This is a genomic window from Bradyrhizobium sp. CB2312 (assembly GCF_029714425.1).
Lineage (GTDB): Bacteria > Pseudomonadota > Alphaproteobacteria > Rhizobiales > Xanthobacteraceae > Bradyrhizobium.
This window is the reverse complement of the sequence record NZ_CP121668.1, coordinates 5,119,694-5,144,347: the sequence shown is the minus strand read 5'-3', so window position 1 is coordinate 5,144,347 and position 24,654 is coordinate 5,119,694. Positions and strand designations below refer to the sequence as shown.

The 24,654-nt window shown below is 64.0% G+C and carries 23 protein-coding genes; 14 read left to right on the top strand and 9 right to left on the bottom strand.

Translation table 11 applies throughout. From position 1 onward, the window contains the following. Positions 1 to 9 precede the first annotated feature (9 nt). A complete protein-coding gene (hflX, locus tag QA642_RS25265) occupies positions 10 to 1,407 on the top strand; it encodes a GTPase HflX (protein WP_283079268.1) in 1,398 nt (465 codons plus the stop codon). Between the two features lie 154 nt (positions 1,408 to 1,561). On the opposite strand, the gene mazG is transcribed toward hflX, so the two are convergent. Both mazG and QA642_RS25255 read right to left on the bottom strand, forming a co-directional pair. Continuing rightward, on the bottom strand, positions 1,562 to 2,416 hold the full coding sequence (mazG, locus tag QA642_RS25260) for a nucleoside triphosphate pyrophosphohydrolase (protein WP_283079267.1): 855 nt from the start codon (positions 2,414 to 2,416) through the stop codon (positions 1,562 to 1,564). A 77-nt stretch (positions 2,417 to 2,493) separates the two neighbouring features. After that, on the bottom strand, positions 2,494 to 2,952 hold the full coding sequence (locus QA642_RS25255) for a hypothetical protein (RefSeq protein WP_283079266.1): 459 nt from the start codon (positions 2,950 to 2,952) through the stop codon (positions 2,494 to 2,496). A gap of 236 nt (positions 2,953 to 3,188) precedes the next feature. Between QA642_RS25255 and queC the strand changes: the two genes are divergently transcribed. Beyond that, positions 3,189 to 3,902, top strand: coding sequence for a 7-cyano-7-deazaguanine synthase QueC (queC, locus tag QA642_RS25250; protein WP_283079265.1), 714 nt, complete (start codon positions 3,189 to 3,191; stop codon positions 3,900 to 3,902). Between the two features lie 102 nt (positions 3,903 to 4,004). Here the strand turns inward: queC and QA642_RS25245 are convergent, their stop codons facing one another. The 3 genes from QA642_RS25245 to nthA are packed head-to-tail and all read right to left on the bottom strand — an operon-like array spanning position 4,005 to position 5,676. Continuing rightward, positions 4,005 to 4,385 (bottom strand): nitrile hydratase accessory protein, encoded by a 381-nt coding sequence (locus tag QA642_RS25245; RefSeq protein WP_283079264.1) that lies wholly within the window; start codon positions 4,383 to 4,385, stop codon positions 4,005 to 4,007. Next, positions 4,385 to 5,044 carry a nitrile hydratase subunit beta gene (gene nthB, locus QA642_RS25240; protein WP_283079263.1) on the bottom strand — a complete coding sequence of 220 codons (660 nt, stop codon included), beginning with the start codon at positions 5,042 to 5,044 and terminating at the stop codon, positions 4,385 to 4,387. Before nthB ends, QA642_RS25245 begins: the two co-directional genes overlap by 1 nt. Continuing rightward, positions 5,041 to 5,676, bottom strand: a complete 636-nt coding sequence (gene nthA, locus QA642_RS25235; protein WP_283079262.1) for a nitrile hydratase subunit alpha — start codon at positions 5,674 to 5,676, stop codon at positions 5,041 to 5,043. The genes nthB and nthA overlap by 4 nt, the downstream gene beginning before the upstream one ends. Before the next feature lie 210 nt (positions 5,677 to 5,886). Here nthA and QA642_RS25230 point away from each other — a divergent pair, with 210 nt between their 5' ends. The 5 genes from QA642_RS25230 (at position 5,887) to QA642_RS25210 (ending at position 11,331) form a co-directional block, all read left to right on the top strand. After that, positions 5,887 to 7,356 (top strand): DASS family sodium-coupled anion symporter, encoded by a 1,470-nt coding sequence (locus tag QA642_RS25230; protein ID WP_283079261.1) that lies wholly within the window; start codon positions 5,887 to 5,889, stop codon positions 7,354 to 7,356. Positions 7,357 to 7,593: 237 nt separating this feature from the next. Then, positions 7,594 to 8,730: a methionine ABC transporter ATP-binding protein gene (locus QA642_RS25225; RefSeq protein WP_283079260.1), complete on the top strand. Its 1,137-nt coding sequence runs from the start codon at positions 7,594 to 7,596 to the stop codon at positions 8,728 to 8,730. Then, complete coding sequence (locus QA642_RS25220; RefSeq protein WP_283079259.1) at positions 8,720 to 9,385, top strand: methionine ABC transporter permease; 666 nt, start codon at positions 8,720 to 8,722, stop codon at positions 9,383 to 9,385. The genes QA642_RS25225 and QA642_RS25220 overlap by 11 nt, the downstream gene beginning before the upstream one ends. Positions 9,386 to 9,518: 133 nt before the next feature. Next, positions 9,519 to 10,334 (top strand): hypothetical protein, encoded by an 816-nt coding sequence (locus QA642_RS25215; RefSeq protein WP_283079258.1) that lies wholly within the window; start codon positions 9,519 to 9,521, stop codon positions 10,332 to 10,334. Positions 10,335 to 10,605: 271 nt separating this feature from the next. Further along, on the top strand, positions 10,606 to 11,331 hold the full coding sequence (locus QA642_RS25210; RefSeq protein WP_283079257.1) for a hypothetical protein: 726 nt from the start codon (positions 10,606 to 10,608) through the stop codon (positions 11,329 to 11,331). 270 nt (positions 11,332 to 11,601) lie between these two features. On the opposite strand, the gene QA642_RS25205 is transcribed toward QA642_RS25210, so the two are convergent. Continuing rightward, the gene (locus QA642_RS25205; protein ID WP_283079256.1) at positions 11,602 to 12,798 is read right to left on the bottom strand and encodes a Xaa-Pro peptidase family protein; all 1,197 of its coding nucleotides are present in this window, start codon (positions 12,796 to 12,798) and stop codon (positions 11,602 to 11,604) included. Between the two features lie 141 nt (positions 12,799 to 12,939). Then, positions 12,940 to 13,917, bottom strand: a complete 978-nt coding sequence (locus QA642_RS25200; protein WP_283079255.1) for a LysR family transcriptional regulator — start codon at positions 13,915 to 13,917, stop codon at positions 12,940 to 12,942. Between the two features lie 198 nt (positions 13,918 to 14,115). Between QA642_RS25200 and QA642_RS25195 the strand changes: the two genes are divergently transcribed. From QA642_RS25195 to QA642_RS25170, 6 genes are all read left to right on the top strand, one after another. Beyond that, complete coding sequence (locus tag QA642_RS25195) at positions 14,116 to 15,324, top strand: ABC transporter substrate-binding protein (RefSeq protein WP_283079254.1); 1,209 nt, start codon at positions 14,116 to 14,118, stop codon at positions 15,322 to 15,324. After that, positions 15,321 to 16,070, top strand: a complete 750-nt coding sequence (locus tag QA642_RS25190) for a nitroreductase (protein ID WP_283079253.1) — start codon at positions 15,321 to 15,323, stop codon at positions 16,068 to 16,070. Before QA642_RS25195 ends, QA642_RS25190 begins: the two co-directional genes overlap by 4 nt. Beyond that, positions 16,049 to 16,588 carry a DUF4863 family protein gene (locus QA642_RS25185; protein WP_283079252.1) on the top strand — a complete coding sequence of 180 codons (540 nt, stop codon included), beginning with the start codon at positions 16,049 to 16,051 and terminating at the stop codon, positions 16,586 to 16,588. The genes QA642_RS25190 and QA642_RS25185 overlap by 22 nt, the downstream gene beginning before the upstream one ends. Positions 16,589 to 17,095: 507 nt before the next feature. Beyond that, positions 17,096 to 18,127, top strand: coding sequence for a TRAP transporter substrate-binding protein (locus tag QA642_RS25180; RefSeq protein WP_283079251.1), 1,032 nt, complete (start codon positions 17,096 to 17,098; stop codon positions 18,125 to 18,127). A gap of 16 nt (positions 18,128 to 18,143) precedes the next feature. Further along, positions 18,144 to 20,033, top strand: coding sequence for a TRAP transporter large permease subunit (locus QA642_RS25175; protein WP_283079250.1), 1,890 nt, complete (start codon positions 18,144 to 18,146; stop codon positions 20,031 to 20,033). A gap of 21 nt (positions 20,034 to 20,054) precedes the next feature. Further along, complete coding sequence (locus QA642_RS25170) at positions 20,055 to 21,704, top strand: acyl-CoA synthetase (RefSeq protein WP_283079249.1); 1,650 nt, start codon at positions 20,055 to 20,057, stop codon at positions 21,702 to 21,704. A gap of 76 nt (positions 21,705 to 21,780) precedes the next feature. On the opposite strand, the gene QA642_RS25165 is transcribed toward QA642_RS25170, so the two are convergent. Beyond that, positions 21,781 to 22,299 (bottom strand): hypothetical protein, encoded by a 519-nt coding sequence (locus QA642_RS25165; protein WP_283079248.1) that lies wholly within the window; start codon positions 22,297 to 22,299, stop codon positions 21,781 to 21,783. Positions 22,300 to 22,784: 485 nt separating this feature from the next. On the opposite strand from QA642_RS25165, the gene QA642_RS25160 reads away from it, so the two are divergent. Further along, positions 22,785 to 23,693, top strand: coding sequence for an AraC family transcriptional regulator (locus tag QA642_RS25160; RefSeq protein WP_283079247.1), 909 nt, complete (start codon positions 22,785 to 22,787; stop codon positions 23,691 to 23,693). A gap of 159 nt (positions 23,694 to 23,852) precedes the next feature. Here the strand turns inward: QA642_RS25160 and QA642_RS25155 are convergent, their stop codons facing one another. Then, positions 23,853 to 24,650: an MBL fold metallo-hydrolase gene (locus tag QA642_RS25155; protein ID WP_283079246.1), complete on the bottom strand. Its 798-nt coding sequence runs from the start codon at positions 24,648 to 24,650 to the stop codon at positions 23,853 to 23,855. Positions 24,651 to 24,654: the final 4 nt, after the last annotated feature.

Genomic DNA, 24,654 nt, shown 5'->3' with positions numbered 1-24,654 from the left:
GTGATCTGATTGGAACCCCGGAATTTCGACGGGGATGCCGACCGTCCGCGGTCGGCAGGGGCTAAGCAGACGGGGCGGGTGCTTGTCATCGGCCCCTACTTGCGAGCGCGCGCGGGAAGTGCCGACGCGCAATCGGAAGGTCATGTCCTTCCTAATCATGTTCAGCGTGACGCCGAGGCCCGGCTCGACGAAGCCGCGGGCCTCGCGCGCGCGATCGACCTCGTCATTGCCGACGCCATCATCGCGCCGATCAGCCAGATCCGGCCCGCGACCTATATCGGCAAGGGCAAGGTCGAGGAGATCGCCGCGCTGGCCAAGAGCCTCGACGTCGAGCTCGTGGTGATGGATTGCGCATTGGCGCCGATCCAGCAGCGCAATCTCGAGAAGGAATTGCACGCCAAGGTGCTCGACCGCACCGGGCTCATCCTCGAAATCTTCGGCCGCCGTGCCAAGACCAAGGAGGGCGCGCTCCAGGTCGAGCTGGCGCATCTCAACTACCAGCGCTCGCGCCTGGTGCGGTCCTGGACCCATCTGGAGCGGCAGCGCGGCGGCTTCGGATTCATGGGCGGCCCCGGCGAGACCCAGATCGAGGCCGACCGCCGCCTGATCCAGGAGCGCATCACCAAGCTCGAAAGCGAGCTGAAGAAGGTACAGGCCACGCGGCGACTGCACCGCGCCGGCCGCCAGCGCGTGCCGTACCGCGTGGTCGCCCTGGTCGGCTACACCAATGCTGGCAAGTCGACGCTGTTCAACCGCCTGACCCGCGCCGACGTGCAAGCCGCGGACATGCTGTTCGCCACGCTCGATCCAACCTTGCGCGCGCTCAACCTGCCGCATGGCGGCAAGGCGATGCTGTCCGACACCGTCGGCTTCATCTCCAATTTGCCGACCCAGCTCGTCGCCGCCTTCCGCGCCACGCTGGAGGAGGTGCTGGAGGCCGACGTCATCCTGCATGTGCGCGACATCTCGCACGAGGATGCCGAGGCGCAGCAGAGCGACGTCGACGCCGTGCTGCGCCAGCTCGGCATCAACCCTGATGACTCCGGCCGCATCATCGAGGTCTGGAACAAGATCGACCGTTACGATCCCGAGCAGCGCGAGGAGCTTCTGAACATCGCCGCGCGCAGGCCGGAGGATCATCCGGCGATGCTGGTCTCCGCGGTGTCGGGCGAGGGCATCGACGCATTGCTCGCCGCAATCGAAGAGCGCCTTGCCGCCAAGCGCACCACGCTAGATCTCTCCATCGACGCCGCCGACGGCGCGGGCATCTCGTGGCTGCACCGCAATTCCGAGGTGCTGGCGAAGGAGCTGCATGACGGCCGCTTCGACATGACCGTACGGGTGGACGAGACCAAGCGCGATATCGTGGTGAACCGGTTCGACGCCGTGCCGCGTCTGTCGGCGTAATCCGCAGTCGTCCCAGACAAACGCAGCCCTCGTAGGGTGGGCAAAGGCGCGTGGGCGCCGTGCCCACCATCTTTCCTCCGCGTGGATTCGATATCGTGGGCACGCTTCGCTTTGCCCACCCTACGAATTGGCCTTCGCAGGGACGACAGCGGAATCAACGGCGGACTTCCTTGCGCCCCTCTAACGCCGGTTTCTCCTCGTCCTTCGCCGCATTCCACAGCGCATCCATCTCGGCCAGCGACGCCTGTTCGAGCGTGCGTCCCTGCGCTTCCAGCGCTCGCTCAATGAAGGCAAAGCGACGCTCGAACTTCGCATTCGTCGCGCGCAGCGCGGCCTCGGGATCGGCATCGACATGGCGGGCGAGGTTGACGAGGGCGAACATGAGGTCGCCGGTTTCCTCCGCCATCTCCTGCTTCTCGTTGCGGTCGAGCGCGGCTTCGATCTCGTCGGCTTCCTCGCGGATCTTTTGCAAGACCGCGCGCGGGTCGTTCCAGTCGAAGCCGACGGTGGAGGCTTTGCGCTGAAGCTCCATCGCGCGGGTCAGCGCCGGCTGGCCGGCCTTCACGCCCGACAGCAGCGATTTGTGCGGCGGCACGTCTTCCGGCGGCCGGCGCGCGGCGCGCTCGGCTTTCTCCTCGCCCTTGATGCGGTCCCAGACTTCCTTGACGTGGTGTGGGGCGAGATTGCCGTCCTTGTCGGCGAAGACATGCGGATGGCGGCGGATCATTTTTCGCGTGATGGCTTCGACGACGTCGCCGAACGAAAAGGCGTTCTGCTCTGAAGCCATCTGGGCGTGGAACACGACCTGGAGCAGGAGATCACCGAGCTCCTCTCTGAGATCGTCGAGGTCGCCGCGGGTGATGGCGTCGACCACCTCATAGGCTTCCTCGATCGTGTAGGGCGCGATCGTCGAAAAATCCTGTTCGAGGTCCCAGGGGCAGCCGGTTCCTGGGGCTCGAAGAGCGGCCATGATCTCGATGAGGCGGGCGATATCGCGGGAGGGTTTCACGGGGGGTCCTCTAGTTCACCGCAGTCACGCAGAGCACGAACTGCATTGCGTCGAGATCATGCGGCTGCGGCTGTTACTCAGCGAGCGGGGTAAGCCTGATACGCAACCGGCTCTATCAGCGGAATGACGGCATGTAGAAGGGCGATGAGCCTTTCCTTCTGCGGAGACCACTTCGTTCCGGTTACGCGATACTCAAGCTCCTTCGCTTTGTAGTAGAAATTCAGTAGCTCGATATCCGGCAGGTACTCGTCGACGATCGACGATATGGCGTTGTGTTTCGCCTCGACTACTTTCTTGGCCGACTTGGCGATGTCGTGGCCGTACAGATTCTTCAACTGATCCAGTTCCTCGCCACCGGCAAGGAGGAACGCCTTCAGGATAATCTCGGTCGCGTGCCCTAGCAGGTAGTAGGTTGGCCGCTCCACCTCCCACACTCCTGACCCGTTCAGGATCTCAGCCGCCATCAGCATTTCCTTTGCATCAGTGACCAGACCAATAGCGGTAGTGCGCGGCTCTTCCGGGGCCGTGGTATCCATCAAAGGTCCCCGAAAAATGTATATTGGTTGTCCCAAGGCCACCCGGTCACCGGCGTGCGCAGCGCTGCCATGATCTCGATCAGGCGGGAAATGTCGCGGGAAGGGGTCATTGCGGGACAGTCTCCTGGGTCCAAAGCCTTATGCCAAAAGCGGGCCGCCGTTCCCAGCGCGGCGCGGCGGAACGGGCCGATTTCCACCGATTGGCGGGCCGCGCGCGCAATGCTAAAGCGCGGGCCATGAGTGACGCATTTTCATCACAAACCGCGCTCGTGCTGTTCTCCGGCGGCCAGGATTCCACCACGTGCCTTGCCTGGGCGCTGAGCCGATTCGCGCGCGTCGAGACGCTCGGCTTCGAGTACGGCCAGCGCCACGCCATTGAGCTTGCCTGCCGCGACCGTCTGCTCGACGGCATCAAGGGCCTGCGCGCGGACTGGGCCGCTAGGCTCGGCGAGAGCCATACGCTATCGATCCCGACCCTGGCGGCGGTGTCCGAGACCGCGCTGACGCGCGACGTCGCGATCGCGATGGGCGCCGACGGCCTGCCCAACACCTTCGTGCCCGGCCGCAATCTGGTGTTCCTGACGTTTGCCGCGGCGCTGGCCTACCGGCGCGGCATCACTGACATCGTCGGCGGCATGTGCGAGACCGACTATTCCGGCTATCCCGATTGCCGCGACGACACCATCCGCGCCATGCAGGCCGCGCTCTCACTCGGCATGGCCCGCAAGTTCGAGCTGCACACGCCGCTGATGTGGATCGACAAGGCCGCGACCTGGAAGCTGGCGCACGATCTCGGCGGCGAGGGGCTGGTCGACCTCATCCGCGAGCAGTCCCACACCTGCTATCTCGGCGAACGCGGCGCGCAGCATGATTGGGGTTTTGGGTGCGGCGAGTGCCCGGCGTGCAGCCTGCGGGCCAAGGGGTGGCGGGAGTTTGCGGCGGGGCGGTAGTTCCGCCGTCATTGCGAGGAGCGAAGCGACGAAGCAATCCAGACTGCCGCCGCGGAGGGATTCTGGATTGCTTCGCTGCGCTCGCAATGACGGGTGAGGCAACTACCCCGCAAAATCCTCCGGCCGCAGCTCGATCGGCTTGCCGTGTGGCGTGCGGTCCGCCGCGTGGTCCCAGGCGTCGCGATAGCGATGGAGCGTCTCCATCGACGCCACGCCCTTGCGCGCGACGAGGCCTTCCAGTGTGGCGAGCCAGTGCAGATAGTAGGTCTCGCCCGTGTCAGGGTCGCCAGCGGCCTGCGCGCGCTTGATCTCGTCGGCGAGCGCTGCGGCCCATTCGGGCCAGGTGAACACGCCGCGCTCGTGGAGGGTCAATGCCATCGCGAAGGCATGCGCCTCCCAGGGTGCGCGGAACACCGGACCGTCGTCATCGCGCGGGATGCTCGGGATTGCCGCCGTCGCGGCGACAGCAGCGGTGCTGCTCATCACGCCGGATCCAGATAGGGCTCGAACGCGTCGATCGAGACCTTCAGCGTCGGATCGCCGTCTGCGCCCCAGAGATCGTTGCCGTCGAACACCACGGTGTAGAGCCATTGCGGATTCTCGCCGAGCTCCATCGCCGCCGAGTCCGGAAACACGTGGCAGCCGTGGTTGAGCTCGACGACACCGACATGGCCGCGGACATAGCGCGGCAGCCGTGTGTGCGTGGTCGGATGGATGTTCTTCGCGCGGACGCGATCGCCGATCTTGAATTTCGCCGGCGCCGGAGCAGGGCGGGCGAACTTGCCGCGCACCATCACGCGCTCGACATTGGCGAGATCGAACTTGCCGTGCTTGAGCGCCTTTCCGGGCTGCATGGCGTGACCGGCAGCGACCTCCTCACGGCTGAGGTAGCCCTTCTCGATCAGCATCTCCTCGAGGCCCAAAAACCATTTCTTGTAGTAGGAGCTCGACAGATACACATGCGGCGGCAGCGTCTCGCGGTAGAAGCGCGAGGTGTCGATGTTGAAGGCACCGGCTGCGCCCATCGCGCGCACCATGGCCAACACGCGCGACTCCCATTCCTCATGAAACATCGGCTCGTTCGGCTCGGGCTCGACCTTGCCGAAGCCGTCCATGCCGCCCATGTCGTGGACGCCGTTCACGACGGCGCTCCGGGCTTGCTCGGAAAGCCGGTGCCGATCATGGAATCGCGGGTCACGAGCTCAGCGAGCTGTTCCTCGCTCCAGCCCTCGGTACCCTCGGGCCGCATCGGCAGCACCAGGAAGCGCGTCTCGGCCGTGGAGTCCCAGACACGGATCTCCATGTCCTTTGGCAGGCCGACGCCGAAATCGGCGAGCACGCCGCGCGGGTCCTTCACGGCACGCGAGCGGTAGGGCGCGGCCTTGTACCAGACCGGCGGCAGCCCCAGCATTTCCCAGGGATAGCAGGAGCACAGCGTGCACACGACCATGTTGTGGCGCGCGGGCGTGTTCTCGACCACGACGAGATGATCGCCGACGCGGCTGACATGGCCGAGCGTGCCGATCGCCTTGCTGCCGTCCTCCAGCAGCGCCTGCTTGAACGCCGGATCGGTCCAGGCCTTGGCGACGACGCGCGCGCCATTATGCGGGCCGATCTTGGTCTCATAGGCCTGGATGATGGCATCGAGCGCAGCGGGCTCGACATAGCCCTTTTCGGTCAGGATCGTCTCGAGCGCGCGCACGCGCAGCTCGGTCTCGGACAGCTCCGAATGATCGTGATCGTGGTGATGATGGTGGTCGTGATTTTGGCTCATGAGCCGAAGATAGGCGCAATGGTCCCCGGCTGTCGAGCCGTCGTTGCGGCGCAATCCGCCCACGTGTTCGTGACGCCGCTTTGCGCGACGGCGAGCAGAGCCGGAAACGGCCATTGTCGCCCCACGGCGTCTGCCGTATACGGCCTTGAGGGGACAATGACGGCCCGGCCAACGGTCCGCATCATGCAACGATGATCGAGGGGAGGGCCCATGGCCGCTGGCTCGCAGGCGCCTGAAGCAAAAGGGTTTCGCTGGAGGCTGGTCGCGCCGCTCGTGGTGTGGCTGGCGATCTATCTGTGGCCGGTGCCGTCAGGGCTCAACGCCAATCAGTGGCACTATTTCGCCGTGTTCGCCGCCGTCATCACCGGGCTCATCCTGGAATCGATGCCGGTCGGCGCAGTCGGCTTTATCGGCCTCACGGTGGCGGGCGTTGCCGGCTATATCGATCCCGATCCGGGCAAGTCGCTGCGCTGGATGCTGGCGGGCTTCGCCGAGAGCACGGTGTGGCTGATCGTCGGCGCCTTCGTGTTCTCGATCGGCTATCGCAAGAGCCAGCTCGGCCGCCGCATCGCGCTGGTGCTGGTGCAGCGGCTCGGCCGCAACACGCTCGGCCTCGGCTATGCGGTCGCGATGTCGGACTTCCTGCTCGCGCCGGCGACGCCCTCCAACACCGCGCGCAGCGGCGGCATCGTCTATCCCATCATCAGCAACATCCCGCGCATCTATGGCTCCGAGCCCGGGCCGACCGCCGGAAAGATCGGCACCTATGTGATGTGGACCGCGTTCGCGGCAACCGCGATCACCAGCTCGCTGTTCTTCACCGCACTCGCGCCCAATGCCGCCGCGCTCGCCATCGCCAAGAAAACCGCCGGCGTCGAGGTGAGCTGGGCGCAGTGGTTCATCGGCTTTGCGCCGCTCGGCCTCCTGCTGATGATCGTGGTGCCGCTGCTGAGCTACGTGGTGTGTCGCCCCGAAGTGAAGCGCAGCCCGGAGATCTCCGAATGGGCGGCGAAGGAGCTCGCCGAGATGGGACCGATGTCGCGCAACGAATGGATCATGCTGGCGCTGATCCTGCTCGCGATGTTCCTGTGGATCGCGGGCTCGAGCCCCGACATCCACGTTCCCGGGATCGGCTCGAACTTCGTCAACGCCACCACCGTCGTGTTCATCGTGATCTCCCTGATGCTGGTGACGGGCGTGATCGAGTTTGCCGACATCGTCAGCGAGAAGAGCGCCTGGGAGGTGTTCTTCTATTTCACCTCGCTCCTGACGCTGGCCTCGGGCCTCAACGAGATCGGCTTCATCAAATGGTTCGCGACCGAATACGCAAAACCGCTCGCCGGGCTGTCGCCGTCAACCGCGATGATCCTCCTGGTCGCGCTGTTCTTCTGGATCCACTATTTCTTCTCGAGCATCACCTCGCATGCCGCCGCCGTGCTGCCGGTGGTGCTCGCGGTCGGCTCCGGCATTCCCGGCCTGCCGGTCGTGACGCTCGCCATGCTCTGCATGTATTCGCTCGGCCTGATGGGCGTGATCTCGCCTTACGCGACGGGGCCGGCCCCGATGTATTTCGGCAGCGGCTATATCGGGAAGGGCCAGTTCTGGGGCTTTGGCCTGATCTTCGGGCTGCTCTATTTCGCGGGCCTCCTATTGATCGTGTTGCCGTGGCTGCAGGTCTGATGAGCCGGCCTGGCGGCCGCGGCAGATGAATTTTCTCCGCCGGGCAGGATTCTGGAAAACTTCCTCTAACTCCCCGCAAATATCTGACATTGCAAGCAGGAGCCGAACGGGCGATGGTGCGTGCTGCGGTGCAGCGCGTTCCATCCCAGCGCTGGCTCGCGGTTCCATTTCTCGTCGCTCGCTGCGACCCGGCTTGCCGCACGTCTGAACGGCCTGCGGGCAAGCGAATTATTGTGCATGAAGGCCGCTTCCATGAATGCCCACCAATCGCTTGCGGTCGGACGACCGATCGCGCCGCCCGAAGCGATTTCATCCGCCGCCGCGCCGGACGCAATGGTCCGCTTCGAAGGCATCTCGAAGACCTATCCGGCCTATCGCGGTAAGCCCGGCGTCAACGCGCTGCGCGACATCGACTTCGCGATCCCGCGCGGCTCCATTACCGGCGTGATCGGCCGCTCTGGTGCGGGCAAATCGAGCCTGGTGCGGCTCATCAACGGGCTGGAGAAGCCGACCACGGGCCGCGTCATCGTCGACAACAGGGACATCTCGGCGCTGGCGGGGCGCGAGCTGCGGCTGGCGCAGCGCTCGATCGGCATGATCTTCCAGCACTTCAACCTGCTGTCGTCGCGCACCGCAGCCGACAACATTGCGCTGCCGCTCGAGATCGCCGGCTGGGCCAAGGCCGACATCAGGGCCCGCGTCACCGAGCTGCTCGCTCTCGTCGGCATCGCCGACAAGCACGATCGCTATCCGTCGGAGCTTTCCGGCGGCCAGAAGCAGCGCGTCGGCATTGCCCGCGCGCTGGCAACGCGCCCGAGCGTGCTCTTGTCGGACGAGGCGACCTCGGCGCTCGATCCACAGACCACACGCGCCATTCTCGACCTGCTTGCGAACATCAACCGCGAGCTCGGGGTGACCATCGTGCTGATCACCCATGAAATGTCGGTGGTGCGCCAGCTCGCCAAGGAGGTCGTGGTGCTCGATGCCGGCCACGTCGTCGAGAGCGGCCACGTCGCCGACATCTTCACCCGTCCAAAACATCCGATCACGCAGTCCTTCCTCGCCGAGGTGATCGGCGACAGTCTGCCGGTCTCGCTGGCGAGCCGGATCGTGGCGGAGCCGTCTGCCGGCGGGTGGGCCGTGATCCGCGTCCAGGTGCGCGGGGCAGGGGCCGGCGATACGCTGGTGGCGCGGCTTGCGCGCGAGCTCGGTCTCGACCTCGCGCTGCTGTCGGCCCGCATCGACGAGATCGGCGGCCAGCATGTGGGCGCGCTGGCATTAGGTATTCCCGGCGGCGAGGACGCGGTCGCGCGGACGCTCGCCTGGCTGGCTCAACATCAATTCGCAGCGGAGCGTCTCGGCTATGTCGCCTGAACTCCTCAACCTGATCCTCCAGGCCACCTTCGAGAGCCTGTACATGGTCGGCATCGCGGCGCTGCTCGGCACCGTCTTCGGCCTGCCGCTCGGCGTGTTTCTCGCGACCAGCCGGAAAGGCGAGCTGTTCGCCGCGCCCCTGATCAACCGCGTGCTCGGCATCATCGTCAACGCGACGCGATCGACCCCCTTCATCATCCTGGTCGTCGCCATCATCCCGTTCACGCGCCTCATCGCCGGCACTTCGATCGGCTCGACCGCGGCCATCGTGCCGCTGACCATCGCATCCGCACCTTTCATCGCGCGCCTCGTGGAAGGCGCGATCCGCGAGGTCGATGGCGGCCTCATCGAGACCGCATCCTCATTCGGCGCTTCGCCGATCCAGATCGTGCTCAAGGTGCTGATCCCCGAAGCGCTGCCGGGCCTGCTGCTGGCGCTGACCCTCGCCGTCGTCAGCCTGCTCGGCTACTCCGCCATGGTCGGCGCGGTCGGCGGCGGCGGACTTGGCGATCTCGGCATCCGCTACGGCTACCAGCGCTTCATGCCGGAGATGATGCTCGCCGTCGTCGTCGTGCTGATCGCGCTGGTGCAGTTGGTGCAGAGCGCAGGCGATTATCTCGCGCGCCGGGTCAACCGCCGGCTGCGGCATCGCTGACGCGTTCCGATATCGGGGCGTGCCGTCACAAGGGCAGGGCGCGCCGGAAGCGGCGTTTCCGCTCCTGCGGATGAACCTTCGCACCCGGCACCGGCACAAAGACTGGAGATTGCGCCAGTCGTCCGGAATTGCCATGAGATCGCTTGCCTTGCTTTGCCTGCTCACCCTGGCTGCGTCCGCCTACGCGGCCGCGCCCGAGCAGCACTATCTCGACCTGCGCGACCGCTACATCGCGAAATTCTCCAAAGCCAAGGAGAACGACGAGACCTCCAAGCAGCATGATGCGGCGCTCAAGGAATTGGCAGGCGTGCTGCGCGGCCTGGTCGGGCCGGTCACGATCAAGGGGCTGCCGGCGGAGGGGACGTCGAACGTCGATACGCTCTTCAAGAACGACATCGGCTTCGGCCATCTCGACGGCCTCGGCTTCGCTACCGAAGGCGACAAGCTGCAGGCCGTCGTGACCACGACCGGGCTGCTCAAGCACTGGCTCGCCGAGCACCGCGCGGACGGCATGCCGCAGGAGGCGGGCGCGGCCTTCAAGTCGGACAACTTCTACTATCAAGCGATCCAGGACGCAGCTTTCGCCAAATATGCCGAGCTGCCGGTGACCAAGCCCGCCGGCGCGAGCGCTGCGGTCGCCGTGCTCGGCATCCGCGGCAATGGCGACCTCAAGGGAGCGCCGCATGAAATCGATGTCGTCGCGATCCAGGGCGACAAGGTCTACTTCCTCGCCGCAAGCGAAGCCGTGAAGACGGCGGAGATCCCGACTTGCGAAAAAGTCTGGAAGCAGATCATGGCCAGGAAGGCTCCGCAGGACACCATCGCCAAGGAAAACCAGGCGATGGACGCCTACACCAAGTGCTTTGCGAAGGAAGCGCCCAGCCAGGGCTGGTTCGCGGACGCCGTGAAGAAGGCGCAGAGCCAACTGGAGATGCTGCTGGCGCGGTAGATCAGCTCACTTTGGTCGACGCGCCGGCGGCTGGCTCATGAACCTCGCCCGCTTGCGGGAGAGGTCGGCGCGAAGCGCCGGGTGAGGGCGGTCTTCCCTCAGGGAATCTCTCTAGCGGACGATCAAGGCGGCTCTGCTGGGCTTCGGACGGCGAACATTTAACCGATTATTGACGAAATCAGCCCGAATCCTTGCATTTCCGCAGATTGCAGAACGCAGCGACTCTTGGAATCCTCACTCTCGAATTTTATCAGAGGTAGGGGCGGATCACATGAGCACCATTTCCACTGCAAATTCTAACGCGAACGACGCGTTGCTATCGCTTTTGCGTCAGAGCTCACAGAGTGACGTGGGGAGGAGTGGAACCGTCTCTTCAAGCCAGTCATCTTCTGCTTCTCGGACTCCCGTCGATACCGTGGATCTCTCGGATCGAGCGCAAGCTATTCTGGCTCGGGCAAAAGTTGAACAAGCCGCGGCGGATAAACTCGCGGCACAACGTTCGTCTGCCGACGGAAACAGGAAAGGCAATTCCAGCGCCTCACCAAATGGCTTTGCCGCCCTCTCGGATCATCTTCAGAAGCTAATAAACGACCATAGGCGCCCTGATGGGACGGTGAGCAACTTTACCGAGACCGTTAATGACGTCTTCAACGCGCCGCCGTCTACGCCACAAGAGATCAACGACTGGTATAAGAATGAAGAAGCGCGAGCGGCGCAGGCAGCGGCGGACGAGCCTGACTCCACGCTCAAAACCCAGGCAGAGGCTTACTTGCAGGCTGTTCGAGATCGGCAAGTTACGGTTGTAAGCGCCCAAGATATTCCCGACTTGAACTTCCACAACACGACCATACTGCAAGGCGGTGAAACCGGTGCATCCATGAATGGCTCGTTCACTTACAATCACAACGCCTCAATATTCAAAGATCCGAGCAAGACGTACTATGTCGGAAGCGACGGGACTCTCGTGATGTGGAATCATGCAGCAGCTCAATCGTAAGCACTAGCAGTGAAGAACCCCCTCGCGACGGAGGGGCTTGATGATTCACTTCATCATTTCGCTGGGGATGATCATGCGTGGCAGGTTTGACGACCAGGGCGGGCCAGTTTTCGTATATTGCGCCGGATAAGCGTATTCCAACGAGCCATCGCTGCGGGAGGTCCGGGAGCTTGCCCGGGATGTCTTGGGTGAGTTGAATCTTTGCCTTGGGAATCTTTACTCCAGCGAGGGACGTCCCTCGATCCCCCGGAGCAATTGCTGAGTGCCTAATTAGAGCCCGCTCGCGCCCAAATTCCACCCGCGGCCCCCCTCGCCAAATATCTCGTACCCACTCGCCGTCACCGCGACGGTGTCCTCGAGCTTGATGAAGCCGCGCTTCGGATGCTTCATCGTGGTCTCGATCGAGACCACCATGCCGGGCTCGAGCGGCAGGCGGGCATCCGTGTCGTCGTAGGGAACCGGGCCCTTGGCGGTCAGGCGAGGGGCCTCATGGCTGACGAGACCCATGCCGTGGGCCAGGAAGTCCGTGCAGTCGCGCTGGGTGATCTTTGCGAGCTCGCGCTCGGCCGCGACGTAGATGTCGCCGCCCATGGCGCCGGGCCGGACCGCGGCAAAGGCAGCGCGCTGCACCGCTTCGATCTCGGCGAGGCAATCCTTCAGCTCGCCATCGGGTTCACCGAGCACGGCCATGCGCGCGAGGTCGCCGATATAGCCGTGATAATTGCCGCCGGAATCGAGCGACAGCACGTCGCCTTGCTCCCAGCGCTGCGATGACGGTGCCCGGTTGTGGCTGCTGCCGCAGGCGAGCAGGCAGTATTCGAAGGTCAGGCCGCGATTGGCTTCGGCAACGCGCAAGGCGTCCGACAATTGCTGCTTGGTCGTGCCGGAGCCGTGCTTGCCGATCACCTCCAGCATGGAGGCGGTGACGAGCTCGGACGCCGTCTTGAGTTTTGCCAGCTCCTCTGACGACTTCACCGCGCGCAGCCGCTCCAGCACCAGCAGCGCGTCCTTGAGCTCTGCGCCGGGCAGGGCGTCGGCCAACGCCTTGCCGGCGTCCATCGGCAGGAATGCCATCTCGACCCCAACCCGCTTCAAAGGCACGCCGGCGTCCTTGATCAGGCCGACGGCCCGCGTCACCGCATCGACCGAGCCGTTGGACTCGGTCCGCAGCTGCGGCACCCATGGCGGCGCCACGGCACGCTGATGGGTCTCGAGGCGGTGGCCGATATAGACGGACTTCTCCGGCGCGCCCTTGGGATAGACCAGGACCGGCAGATAGCGGCTGACGCCCATGGCATCCATGTAGTCGAAGAAGATCGCGCGCTCGGCGCCCAGCAGGTACTGCACATTGTGCTTGGAGGTTGCGACCAGCACGTCGAGGCCGGCGGCTTCCATCAGGCGGTCGAGCTTGGCTGCATCGAAGGGAATGGCGCGCGAGCGGCCTGCCTGGGCGACGTTCTCCTGCATGACGAACTCCCTGAGCGGCGGTTCAGGCCGCCTTGTTGATCTCTGTTAGGAATGCGGTGCCCAGTCTAGCACAACCTCCACGCCCGCGCGCTCGTCTGGTCGCATTCATGAAAAATGGAACCAGGCCAAGAGCGTGTTCAGCTAGCGTCCACGCCTGAGGTCTTCGGTCGCGCGCCTCAAGGTCTCGTGAAGCCAGTCATGCGATGGCTCGCCCGCGATACGTTCGTGCCACAACAGCCGGACCTCGACAGAAGTTGTGGCGTAAGGCAGCTCGTATGTCGTGATCGCATGCGCGCGCTGGAAGGCCCGCGCCAATGGACGCGGAACAATGGCTGCAAACTCGGAGTCCGCGAGCAGGGCGGGCAAAGCGAGGAAATGCGGCAGCGAGACCGCTATGCGCGGCGGCCGGTCGCTTTCGGACAGTGCGCGTTCCAGTGCCGCGCGGTCATACATTTCCGATCGCCGGGCGAGGCCACGCTCGGAGATGAAGCCTCCGATTGCTCCCTCCTGCTCGCCGCCGAAGGAGACGACGACCAGCGGCATGCGTGCCAGGGCCGCGTTGTCGATCCGGCCGAGCTTGCGCTTTCCGCCGACGATCAGCACGTCGTCATATTCGAACAACAGCGAGGTGCGGAAGCGGCTCGGTGGATCCGAGAAGACGCCGATCGCAACGTCGATGCGGCCAAGGTCGATCTGCTCGGCGAGGTCGATCCGCGTCACGGGCTTGATGATGAGGTCGATCGCCGGCGCCTCAGCCTTCAGTATCTTCAGGAGCGGTGAGGCCAGCACCATCGTGGTGAAGTCGTTGGCGGCGAGGGTGAACTGCCGGGTGGAGGCCGCCGGAATGAAGTTCGGCTGTTCGACCGCCGCCTCGAGCGATCGCAGGGCTTCGCGAACCTGTGGAGCCATTGTCAATGCGCGCGCCGTCGGCTGCATGCCGGTCGCCGTGCGCACGAACAGATCGTCTTCCAGCATCTCGCGCAGCCGGGCGAGCGAATGGCTCACGGCGGATTGACTGAGGGCAACCCTCTGGCTTGCCCGCAGCACGCTGCGCTCCTCCATGACGGCGTCGAAGACCTTGAGCAGGTTCAGGTCCAGGGTCTTGAAGGAAACAGCCACGAGCAGCACACCGTCTCAAGGCGGATCGCGCGCCCGTTACGCACCTGCGATCGCGTCCAGTTAAGGCCATACATGCAGCCGACGCAACCGAGCGCCTCACCAATCTGAAGGTCGTTCAGGATCACTCTGCAAGAGTTTCACTTCCGCAATTGCTCGATCCCGTCATGATCCCCGCGCCGGATTTGGAGGAGACGGGCAATGCAATCCTGCGGAATGTCGATCGGAGCTTTCAGAATAGCACTGGCGCTGTTTGCGGCGCCAGCCGTTGCGCAGGATGGTCCGGTCAAGCTCGGCGTCCTCACCGACATGTCCTCGCTCTACGCCGACAATGGCGGCCAGGGCTCGGTCGTCGCCGCGCAAATGGCCGTCGACGATTTCGGTGGTCAGGTGCTGGGGCGCAGCATCCAGATCGTCGCGGGCGACCATCAGAACAAGGCCGATGTTGGCGCGACCATCGCCCGGCGCTGGCTCGAAAACGAAAACGTCGAGGTCATTCTCGACGTGCCGAACTCCGCGGTCGCGCTGGCGGTGCAGGGCATCACGCGCGACAAGAAGAAGCTGTTCCTCGCCACCGGCGCTGCCACATCCCGCCTCACCGGCGACGAATGCTCGCCGACCGGCATTCACTGGACCTACGACACCTATGCGCTGTCACAGGGAACGACGCGGGCGATGTCGCGTCTCGGCGCAAAGTCCTGGTACTTCATTTCGGTCGACTATTCCCTCGGCGCACAGCTCGAGGCCGACAGCCGCAAGGTCATCCACGCCATGGGCGGCAAGGTGCTCGGCGCCGCGAAACATCCGATCAACACGCCGGACTTCTCCTCCTTTCTGCTCCAGGCGCAGTCCTCGAAGGCCGACGTGATCGCGCTGGCCGATTCCGGCGGCGACTTCATCAACGCCGTCAAGCAGGCCGGCGAATTTGGCATCACGCAGCGTCAGGAGCTTGTCGGGCTGCTGGTGTTCATTGCCGACATTCACAGTCTTGGACTCCCGAGCGCCCAGGGCCTGATGCTGAGCTCGGCGTTCTATTGGGATCTGAACGAGGACACGCGGGCGTGGTCGAAGCGCTTCATCGCAAAGACCCAGAAAGTCCCGACCATGATCCACGCCGGCACATACGGCGCGGTGATGCACTACCTCAGGGCAGTTCAGGCGGCCGGCACGCTGGATGGGCCGGCCGTCGCCGCCAAGATGCGCGAGCTGCCCGTGAACGATTTCATGACGAAGAATGGCCGGATCCGCGAGGACGGCCGGCTGGTCCGCGACATGTATCTGTTTCGCGTCAAGTCGCCCGAGCAGTCCAAATACAAGTTCGACTATTACGAGCTGCTGGCGACGATCCCGGGTGACGAAGCATTCCGGCCGATGGAGCAGGGTGGATGTCCGCTCCTGAAGCAGCCATGACCGGCGCGGGCGCGGCTGCGCCGAACCGTATCGACGAGATCATCGCAGGCCGCTTCGCTTGCCGCGACTTCTCGGGCGAGCCGGTCGGGCGAGGGACCATCGAGCAGATTCTCCGCGTGGCGCGGTTTGCGCCAAGCGGCGCCAATATCCAGCCCTGGCACGTCCATGTGCTGGCGGGCGCCGCCAAGGACAACGTGTCGGCCGCACTTCGCAAGGCGCACGAAACCGCGCGCGACGCGCACGTGTCCGAGTACAGCTATTACGCCAGCGACCTGCCCGAACCCTACCGGCAGCGACGACAGCAGTTCGGCCGATTGTTCTACGGCTCGCTCGGCATCGCCCAGACCGATATCGAGGCGAGGGCCGCCCAAACCGCAAAGAACTATGCGTTCTTCGGCGCGCCCGTCGGGCTGATCGTCACCATCGACCGGCGCCTGGAGGTCGGGAGCTGGCTCGACCTCGGCATGTTCGTCCAGAACGTATTGCTGGCAGCGGCAGGCCAGGGGCTTCAGTCCTGTCCGCAGGAGACGTTCTCGAAATATCACCGGATCCTGCGTCCGCTGCTGTCGATCCCGGCAGAGCAGATGGTGGTGTGCGGCATCTCGATCGGCCGCGCCAGGAACGAGCCCCTGGGCAGGCTGATGCCGCGCGCGGACCTTGCGGAGTTCGCTTCTTTCGCGGGCTTCGAAGAACAAAGTGCAACCCAAATGGAAAGGACAAGGCCATGGGAAGCCGAGACGAACTGATTGCGTGCAGCATTCCGTTTCTGCGCGAGGTCAAGGACATGACGCCCGGCGCGGAGATGGAGCAGTGGCTCAATGACAAATACGGTGAGGGCAGCCAGCTCTATCAGGACCTGGCCCGCCTCATTAAGCTCGGGGTCGCCGAAGGCTGGGCGGCGAACCAGGAGGTCGATGGTCCGAACTACCGGCGCAGCCGCATTCTGGAGCCGGTGCCAGAGACGTTCCAGTTCAGCATCACGGCCGTCTACATGAACAGCACCGATCCGCGCCGCTTCAAGGACGAGGACGAGCACGACGTGCTGCGCGGGCAGTATCATGGTCACCCCTATGGCGAGCTGAACCTGGTCGTGCCGCTGAACAAGGGCGCCCAGCTGAAGGGGCTGCAGGGCTGGCAGGGGCCCGGCTGGACGGCGCCCGACCCCGGCAGCCGGCACTATCCCGAGGTCCGCGGCGGCGCCGTCATCGCGCTGTTCTATCTACCCGCCGGACGCATCTCGTATGACTTCGCAGCGCCGTCCTGACGGACGGCCGGACGATCCCGGGTGACGCCGCCCGCAAGCGTCACCCGATGTGAAGAAGGCCCAGCCGAGTCCACGCGGCGGCGATCCGTCGCGATGGCCACAAGCTGCAAGACCGCCAGACATGACCATCGAGGAGGGATTTCGGGCGACCAACGGCCGAGCGGCACAAGTCCGAACAGCCATATCCACAATTCGCATAAGGTATATTATGGAATATATTTATACGCAATTAGATCAAATATTTAGGCGGAATTCCTGCCATGACGTCTTCGCTCTGACGCGTTTTCGGACTTCCGGCTCGACCATCGCCTCAGCGCTTGACGGCTACTGTGCATGGGGTTGTTTTTCAGATTTTGAATCTGGCGCCTGTGCCGAAAGCCGATATTGCCGTGATGGTGCCCGGCTGCAATAAGCGAGACCTCGCGAGATCGCAGATGACCTTCTGACCTGACGTCCGTATAGGTTTGCATCTCAGAACAACAACAAACCTTCCGAGGAAGCAGACCCATGGTCTTTTCGACGCGCTTTTCCCGACGCACGCTTCTCAAGGCCTCCGCCGCGACCGCGGTCCTGGGCGGCCTCAGTGCGCCCCATGTGGCCCGCGCCCAGAGCGCCGAGTTCACCTACAAATACGCCAACAACCTGCCGGACACCCATCCGCTGAACGTCCGCGCCCGTGAGATGGCAGCGGCGATCAAGAGCGAGACCAACGGCAAGTTCGACCTCCAGATCTTCCCGAACAACCAGCTCGGGTCCGATACCGACATGCTGAGCCAGATCCGCTCCGGCGGCGTCGAGTTCTTCACGCTGTCGGGCCTGATCCTGTCGACCCTGGTGCCAGCCGCTTCGATCAACGGCATCGGCTTCGCGTTCCCGGACTACGACACGGTCTGGAAGGCCATGGACGGCGATCTCGGCGCCCATGTCCGCGGCGAGATCAAGAAGGCCGGCCTCGAGGTCATGGACAAGATCTGGGACAACGGCTTCCGCCAGACCACGTCCTCGAGCAAGCCGATCAACGGTCCTGACGACCTCAAGGGCTTCAAGATCCGCGTCCCGGTGTCGCCGCTGTGGACCTCGATGTTCAAGGCGTTCGACGCCGCGCCCGCCTCGATCAATTTCAGCGAGGTCTATTCCGCGCTCCAGACCAAGATCGTCGAGGGCCAGGAGAACCCGCTGGCGATCATCTCGACCGCCAAGCTGTACGAGGTGCAGAAGTACTGCTCGCTGACCAACCACATGTGGGACGGCTTCTGGTTCCTGGCCAACCGCAGAGCCTGGAGCGCGCTGCCGGAAGACGTGCGCACCATCGTCGCTAAGCACATCAATGCCGCCGCGGTGAAGGAGCGCGAGGACACTGCCAAGCTCAATGCCAATCTCCAGCAGGAGCTCGCGGGCAAGGGCCTGACCTTCAACCAGCCCGCCGTGGCGCCGTTCCGCGACAAGCTGCGCTCCGCCGGCTTCTATGCCGAGTGGAAGGGCAAGTATGGCGACCAGGCCTGGGACCTCCTGGAAAAGGCCGTCGGCAAGCTGTCGTAACACGTTGGGAGCCGTCATGGCTCATGTCGGGGTCGAAGCGAACGGAGTGGCGGGCGAGGCGGCTGTTCAGTCCCCTCGCCGACCTTCGCTGCTGGCATCGCTCGAGCGCTTGCTCGGCCTCCTCGTCGAAATCCCGGCGGCGATCCTGGTCGTCGCCGAGATCGCGATCCTGTTCGCGGGCGTGGTCGCACGCTACGGCCTGCACCGGCCGCTGATCTGGTCGGACGAGCTCGCCTCGATCCTGTTCCTGTGGCTCGCGATGCTGGGCGCGGCGGTGGCGTTCCGCCGTTCCGAGCACATGCGGATGACTGCCGTCGTCGCCAGCGCGGGCCCGGCGATGCGGGCCTGGCTCGATCTGGTCGCGGTCTGCGCCGCGCTGGCGTTCCTTGTGCTGATCGTCTGGCCGTCCTGGGAATATGCCTACGAAGAAAGCTTCATCACCACGCCGGCGCTCCAGATCTCGAACATCTGGCGCGCCGCGGCACTGCCGGCCGGCATCGGCCTGATGGCGGCATTCGCGCTGCTGCGGCTCGCGCGCGCGGCCGATTACCGGATGGTGCTGATGGCCGCGCTGTCCGTCGCTGTCGTCGTCGGCCTGTTCTGGCTGGCACAGCCATACTTGCGGCCGCTCGGCAATCTCAACCTCGTCATCTTCTTCGTCGGCGTTGCCGGCTTCTGCGTGTTCGCCGGCGTTCCCATTGCGTTCGGGTTTGGTCTTGCGATCTTCGGCTATCTGGCGCTGACCACGCGCACGCCCGTGATGGTGCTGGTTGGACGGATGGATGAGGGCATGAGCCACCTCATCCTGCTCTCGGTGCCGCTGTTCGTGTTCCTGGGGTTGCTGATCGAGATGACCGGCATGGCGCGGGCCATGGTGGCGTTCCTGGCGAGCCTGCTCGGCCATGTCCGCGGCGGCCTGCATTACGTGCTGGTCGGCGCCATGTACCTGGTCTCCGGCATATCAGGCGCCAAGGCCGCCGACATGGCGGCCGTCGCGCCGGTCCTGTTCCCGGAGATGAAGCAGCGTGGTGCCAAGCCCGGCGATCTGGTCGCGCTGCTGGCGGCGACCGGCGCGCAGACCGAGACCATCCCGCCGAGCCTCGTGCTGATCACCATCGGCTCGGTCACCGGCGTCTCGATCGCCGCCCTCTTCACCGGCGGCCTCTTGCCCGGCGTCGTGCTCGCGGTCACGCTCTGCATGCTGGTGTGGTGGCGCTACCGCCACGAGGACATGAGCCATGTCCGCCGCGCCACGCGCGGCGAGATCGGCAGGAGCTTCATCGTCGCCCTGCCCGCGCTCGCGCTGCCCTTCGTGATCCGCTACGCCGTGGTCGAGGGCATCGCGACTGCGACCGAGGTCTCCACCATCGGCATCGTCTATGGCGCCCTGGTCGGCCTGCTCGTCTACCGCCGCTTCGACTGGCGGCGGCTGTTTCCGATGCTGATCGAGACCGCAGCGCTGTCAGGCGCGATCCTGCTGATCATCGGCACGGCCACCGGCATGGCCTGGGGCCTGACCCAATCCGGCTTCTCGCGCTCGCTGGCATCCGCCATGACCGGCTTGCCAGGGGGAGCTGCGACCTTCATCGCCGTCTCGATCCTCGCCTTCACCATTCTCGGCAGCGTGCTGGAGGGCATTCCGGCGATCGTGCTGTTCGGGCCGCTCTTGTTTCCGATCGCCCGCGCCGTCGGTGTGCACGAGGTGCACTATGCCATGGTGATCATCCTCGCCATGGGCATCGGGCTATTCGCCCCGCCCTTCGGCGTCGGCTATTATGCCGCCTGCGCCATCGGACGCGTCGATCCGGCCGAAGGCATCAGGCCGATCTGGGGCTATCTGCTGGCGCTGCTGGTGGGATTGATCATCGTCGCGATCTTCCCCTGGATCTCGATCGGATTCCTTTGAGGCGGTTTGAGGAGGGTGTCGATGAGTGGACGGCAGAACCAGTACGATATCGGACTCGACAAGACACCCGCCAATTACGTGCCGCTGAGCCCGCTCAGCTTCCTTGCGCGCAGCGCCGCCGTCTATCCTGCCCACGTCAGCACGGTCTATGAAGGCCGCAGCTTCACCTGGGCGCAGACCTTTGAGCGCTGCAAGCGATTTGCCTCATATCTCGCCGGCAAGGGCATCGGCGTCGGCGACACCGTCGCGGCGATGCTGCCGAACATCCCGGCGATGAACGAGGCGCATTTCGCAGTGCCGATGACTGGCGCCGTGCTCAACGCGCTCAACATCCGCCTCGATGCGCCCTCGATCGCATTTCAACTCGATCATGGCGGCGCCAGGATCATCCTGGTCGATCCCGAATTTTCCGGCGTGATCACCGATGCGCTGGCGCAAATGAGCGGACCGAAGCCGTTCGTGATCGACGTCGACGATGCCGCCTTCAAGGGCGGCAAGCGCATCGGCGAGATCGAATACGAGGCTGCCGTCGCGCAAGGCGATCCGAACTTCACGATGATCTCTCCGGGCGACGAATGGAATGCGATCGCGCTGAGCTACACCTCGGGCACGACGGGCAATCCCAAGGGTGTCGTCACCCATCATCGCGGCGCGTACCTCAACGCCGTCAGCAATATCCTGGCCGGCAATCTCGGCCAGCATCCGGTCTATCTCTGGACACTGCCGATGTTCCACTGCAACGGCTGGTGCTTCCCCTGGACCATCGCGGCGGCCGCCGGCATCAATGTCTGCCTGCGCAAGGTCGAGCCGACAAAAATCTTCGAGCTGATCAAGCAGCACGGCGTCACCCACATGTGCGGCGCGCCGATCGTCTACAACACGCTGATCAACGCGCCCGACGCGCCCAAAGGCAATGCCGCGCGCCGCGTCGTCGGCCTGATCGCCGGTGCTGCGCCGCCGGTCGCTGTGCTCGAAGGCGCGGAAAACATCGGGATCAAGCTGACGCACGTCTACGGCCTGACCGAGGTCTACGGCCCCGCCTCCGTCTGCGCCGAGCAGCCCGGCTGGGACGACCTTCCTGCCGCCGAGCGGGCCCGCATGAAGCGGCGCCAGGGCGTGCCCTACCCGCTCGAGGAAGCCGTCACCGTCATCAATCCGCAGACGATGCAAGAGGTCCCGCGCGACGGCGAGACCATCGGCGAGGTCATGTTCCGCGGCAACATCGTGATGAAGGGCTACCTGAAGAACGAGAAGGCGACGAAGGAAGCGTTCGAGGGCGGCTGGTTTCACACCGGCGATCTCGGCGTGCTCGACGAGCACGGCTACGTCACGATCAAAGATCGTTCCAAGGACATCATCATCTCCGGCGGCGAGAATGTTTCCTCCGTCGAGGTCGAGGACGTCCTCTACAAGCATCCGGCCGTGCTGTTCGCCGCCGTGGTCGCCAAGCCCGATCCGAAATGGGGCGAAGTGCCGTGCGCCTTCATCGAGCTGAAGGACGGCGCGAGCGCAACCGAGGCCGACATCATCGCGTTCTGCCGCACGCATATGAGCGGCTTCAAGACGCCGAAGACCGTCGTGTTCGGACCGATCCCGAAAACCTCCACAGGCAAGATCCAGAAATTCCTGCTGCGCAACGAGGTGGGATCGGCGAAGGCGATCTCGACCTGAGCTGACTCCATGGACCTGTCTACGTATTGAGGTGTTCTTGCGCGGTATGGCGTCCCGGTGATCCGTGGAGGCGTTGCTACGGGTTGCCAACCCCCTTTCCGGTCGTGACTGGTTGTAGGTCTGCAACCGCTCCATCCAATATAGTTGCCACCTCCAGCAGCGAGATCACCAAGCGCGGCGTCCGCCTGAGCCTTTCGTCGACCGCGACGGCGAACAGATCGTTCCGCCTCCGGCTACCCAGCAATCGCCATCGTCCAAAGCTGATCTTGTGGACGTTACCGGAGACAAATCCGACGGATCCCCATAACTGCCTGGATTCCAGCAAGAGCTCGCCGGCCATCCGATCCATGACGGTGACGATATCGATCAGATCCTCGGTCACGCCCGCCAGACCGTGTGCACCGCCGCCCGGATTGTTGTCACGTGAACTCCACTCGCTCGGAATCTTCGATAACGGACTGGCTTGCAATTTAGTAAGTTTGTCCGCAAGCGCGGCGAACCGAGAGCGGGCAGCGCGGACGAGATCTTCCAGGAAAGACAGATTGGTCTGCGCCGACGCCGACATGACGTGCGGTTTGATCGTTGTGAAATACATCAATGCTCCAAAGGCGGCCGGCGTGAAAGGGACGTGCTGCCGAACTCTAGGAGCACCCGACCGGTGGCGCTTGAACGTCCTGAGCCACGATTGATCAAAACCAGCCTGCAAGGAGACGCAGCAACAGGGTCGAATGCAGATTGGACCAGTCGTCTCCGGCCTCGCATTGGGAGCAGGCCATGACGACAGCTTGAGAGAGCCTCGATTAAATTGATCGATCGATGATGAATTATCTTTCTCGTGTGGCTCTTTCGGGTAGCTCTGCTCATTTGCAATCATGCAAACTTGCAACTATAGATAGATCGTTATCAAATGCATTTAACTGCTCCGGTGGCAACCCGATGCGAACCTAACTTTAAGGACGGCCGCCCCTTGGCGCTTGAACGTCTTGAGCCACGATTGATCAAAACCAGCCTGCGAGGAGACGCGGCAACAGGACTGAATGCAGATTGGACCAATCGCCTCCGACCGTGCATTGGGAGCAGATGATGACCGATGACGGTCTCTACGGCGATCGGCTTGCGAAGCTATTTCCAATGATCCGCAAGCCGAACTCGGGCCTCGTCAAGTCGCTACAGAAGGGAACGTTCGCCGCGGTGCGGATGGCATATTCCGGACCGGTCGGCGATCCGACCCTGCCGTCCCCTCCCGACGAGGCCTTTGCGCTTTGCCTTCGACTGCAACATCAAAGAGCCGAGACGTGGGTGGATGGTCGCTACGCGCCCAAGGGCGCATTGAAGGACGAGACGAGCATCTACGATTTGCGATGTGAAACGATCGTTCACTTCCAGGATCCCTTTGACTTCCTTTACCTGTATCTGCCGCACAACGCGCTGAATGAGCTGGCGAACGAGCTTGACGTTGGCCGCGTCGAATATGACGTTGTCGCGGGTGCGAGCTTCCTCGATCCAATACTGGCTCATCTAGGCGGTTGCCTTCTGCCGATGCTGGAAAGACCGCATGAGGCCAACGAGCTGTTCGTGGGCCACGTCGCGATGGCGCTCAATATTCATTTCCTCAAGAGATATGCCGTCAGCCACCCTCGCAATCGCTCCTGCCGCAGCGGATTGGCGCCATGGCAACTTCGGACGGCGAAGGCACTCATCCGCGCGAATCTCGATGGCGAGATCGCGTTGGCGCGAATCGCCAGCGAGTGCGGCGTGTCAGCCGCCCACTTTGCCCGCGCGTTCAGGGTCAGCACGGGAACACCACCGCACCGATGGTTGATGAATCAGCGTATCGAGCAAAGCAAGGTTCTGCTGGCGGGCTCGACGTTGTCACTCACCGAGATTGCGATCAAATGTGGCTTCGCGGATCAGAGCCACTTTACCAGAGCATTCTCAGCGGCAATGGGCGCCACGCCAGGACGCTGGCGATTGGTTCGCAAAGGCTGATCCTTACAGGGCCGACTATCGCGAGATGACACGGGCCGGTTCAGCCCACATCCAAACGTGAATTGACGCCGTGTCTCCTCACTTCGACGCGATTCGAAAGAACCTGATGCGCGCTATACGGCAAGGCCGTGCTGCGCTACGCTTGGTGACCACGCCCCATCAATGCGTCTCCAGCCGCATGCCGTCATAGGCCGGCACCACGCCCGCGGGCAGCGATTGCCTGATGACCTCATAATCGACATCGGCGGTCATGTTGGTGATGACGGCGCGCTTCGGCTTGAAGCGTTCGATCCAGGACAGCGCATCATTGATGCTGAAATGACTGGAATGGGGGGTGTAGCGCAAGCCGTCGACGATCCAGAGATCGAGGTTCTCCAGCGCCCCCCAGCTCTCGCGCGGGATGTCGTTGAGGTCAGGTGTATAGGCCGCGTTGCCGATGCGATAACCGAGCGCCGGGATCTGGCCATGCTGCACCAGGAAGGCCGTCATCTTCACCGCACCGCCCTTCCCCAAGATGGTCTGGCTCTCGCCGGCCTCGATGGAATGCCGCGTCAGGATCGGCGGATAGTCGCTGCCCTCCGGCGAGATGAAGCAATAGGAGAACCGCGCCATGATGTCTTTCGCGGTCGACTGATTGAAATAGGTCGGAATGCGCTTGCGCATATGCAACACGACCGAGCGCAGATCGTCCATGCCGTGGGTCTGGTCGGCATGCTCGTGGGTCAGGAAGACCGCATCGATGTGATCGACATTGGCGTCGATGAGCTGTTCGCGCAGGTCAGGCGAGGTGTCGATGACGATCCGCGTGGTGCCGTGCTCGCCGGCATGCTCAACCAGCAGCGAGCAACGGCGGCGGCGGTTCTTGGGGTTGTTGCGATCGCAGGCGCCCCAGCCGAGCGCCGGGCGCGGCACGCCGGCGGAGGAGCCGCAACCCAGGATCGTCAGCGTCAGCGTCATGCGG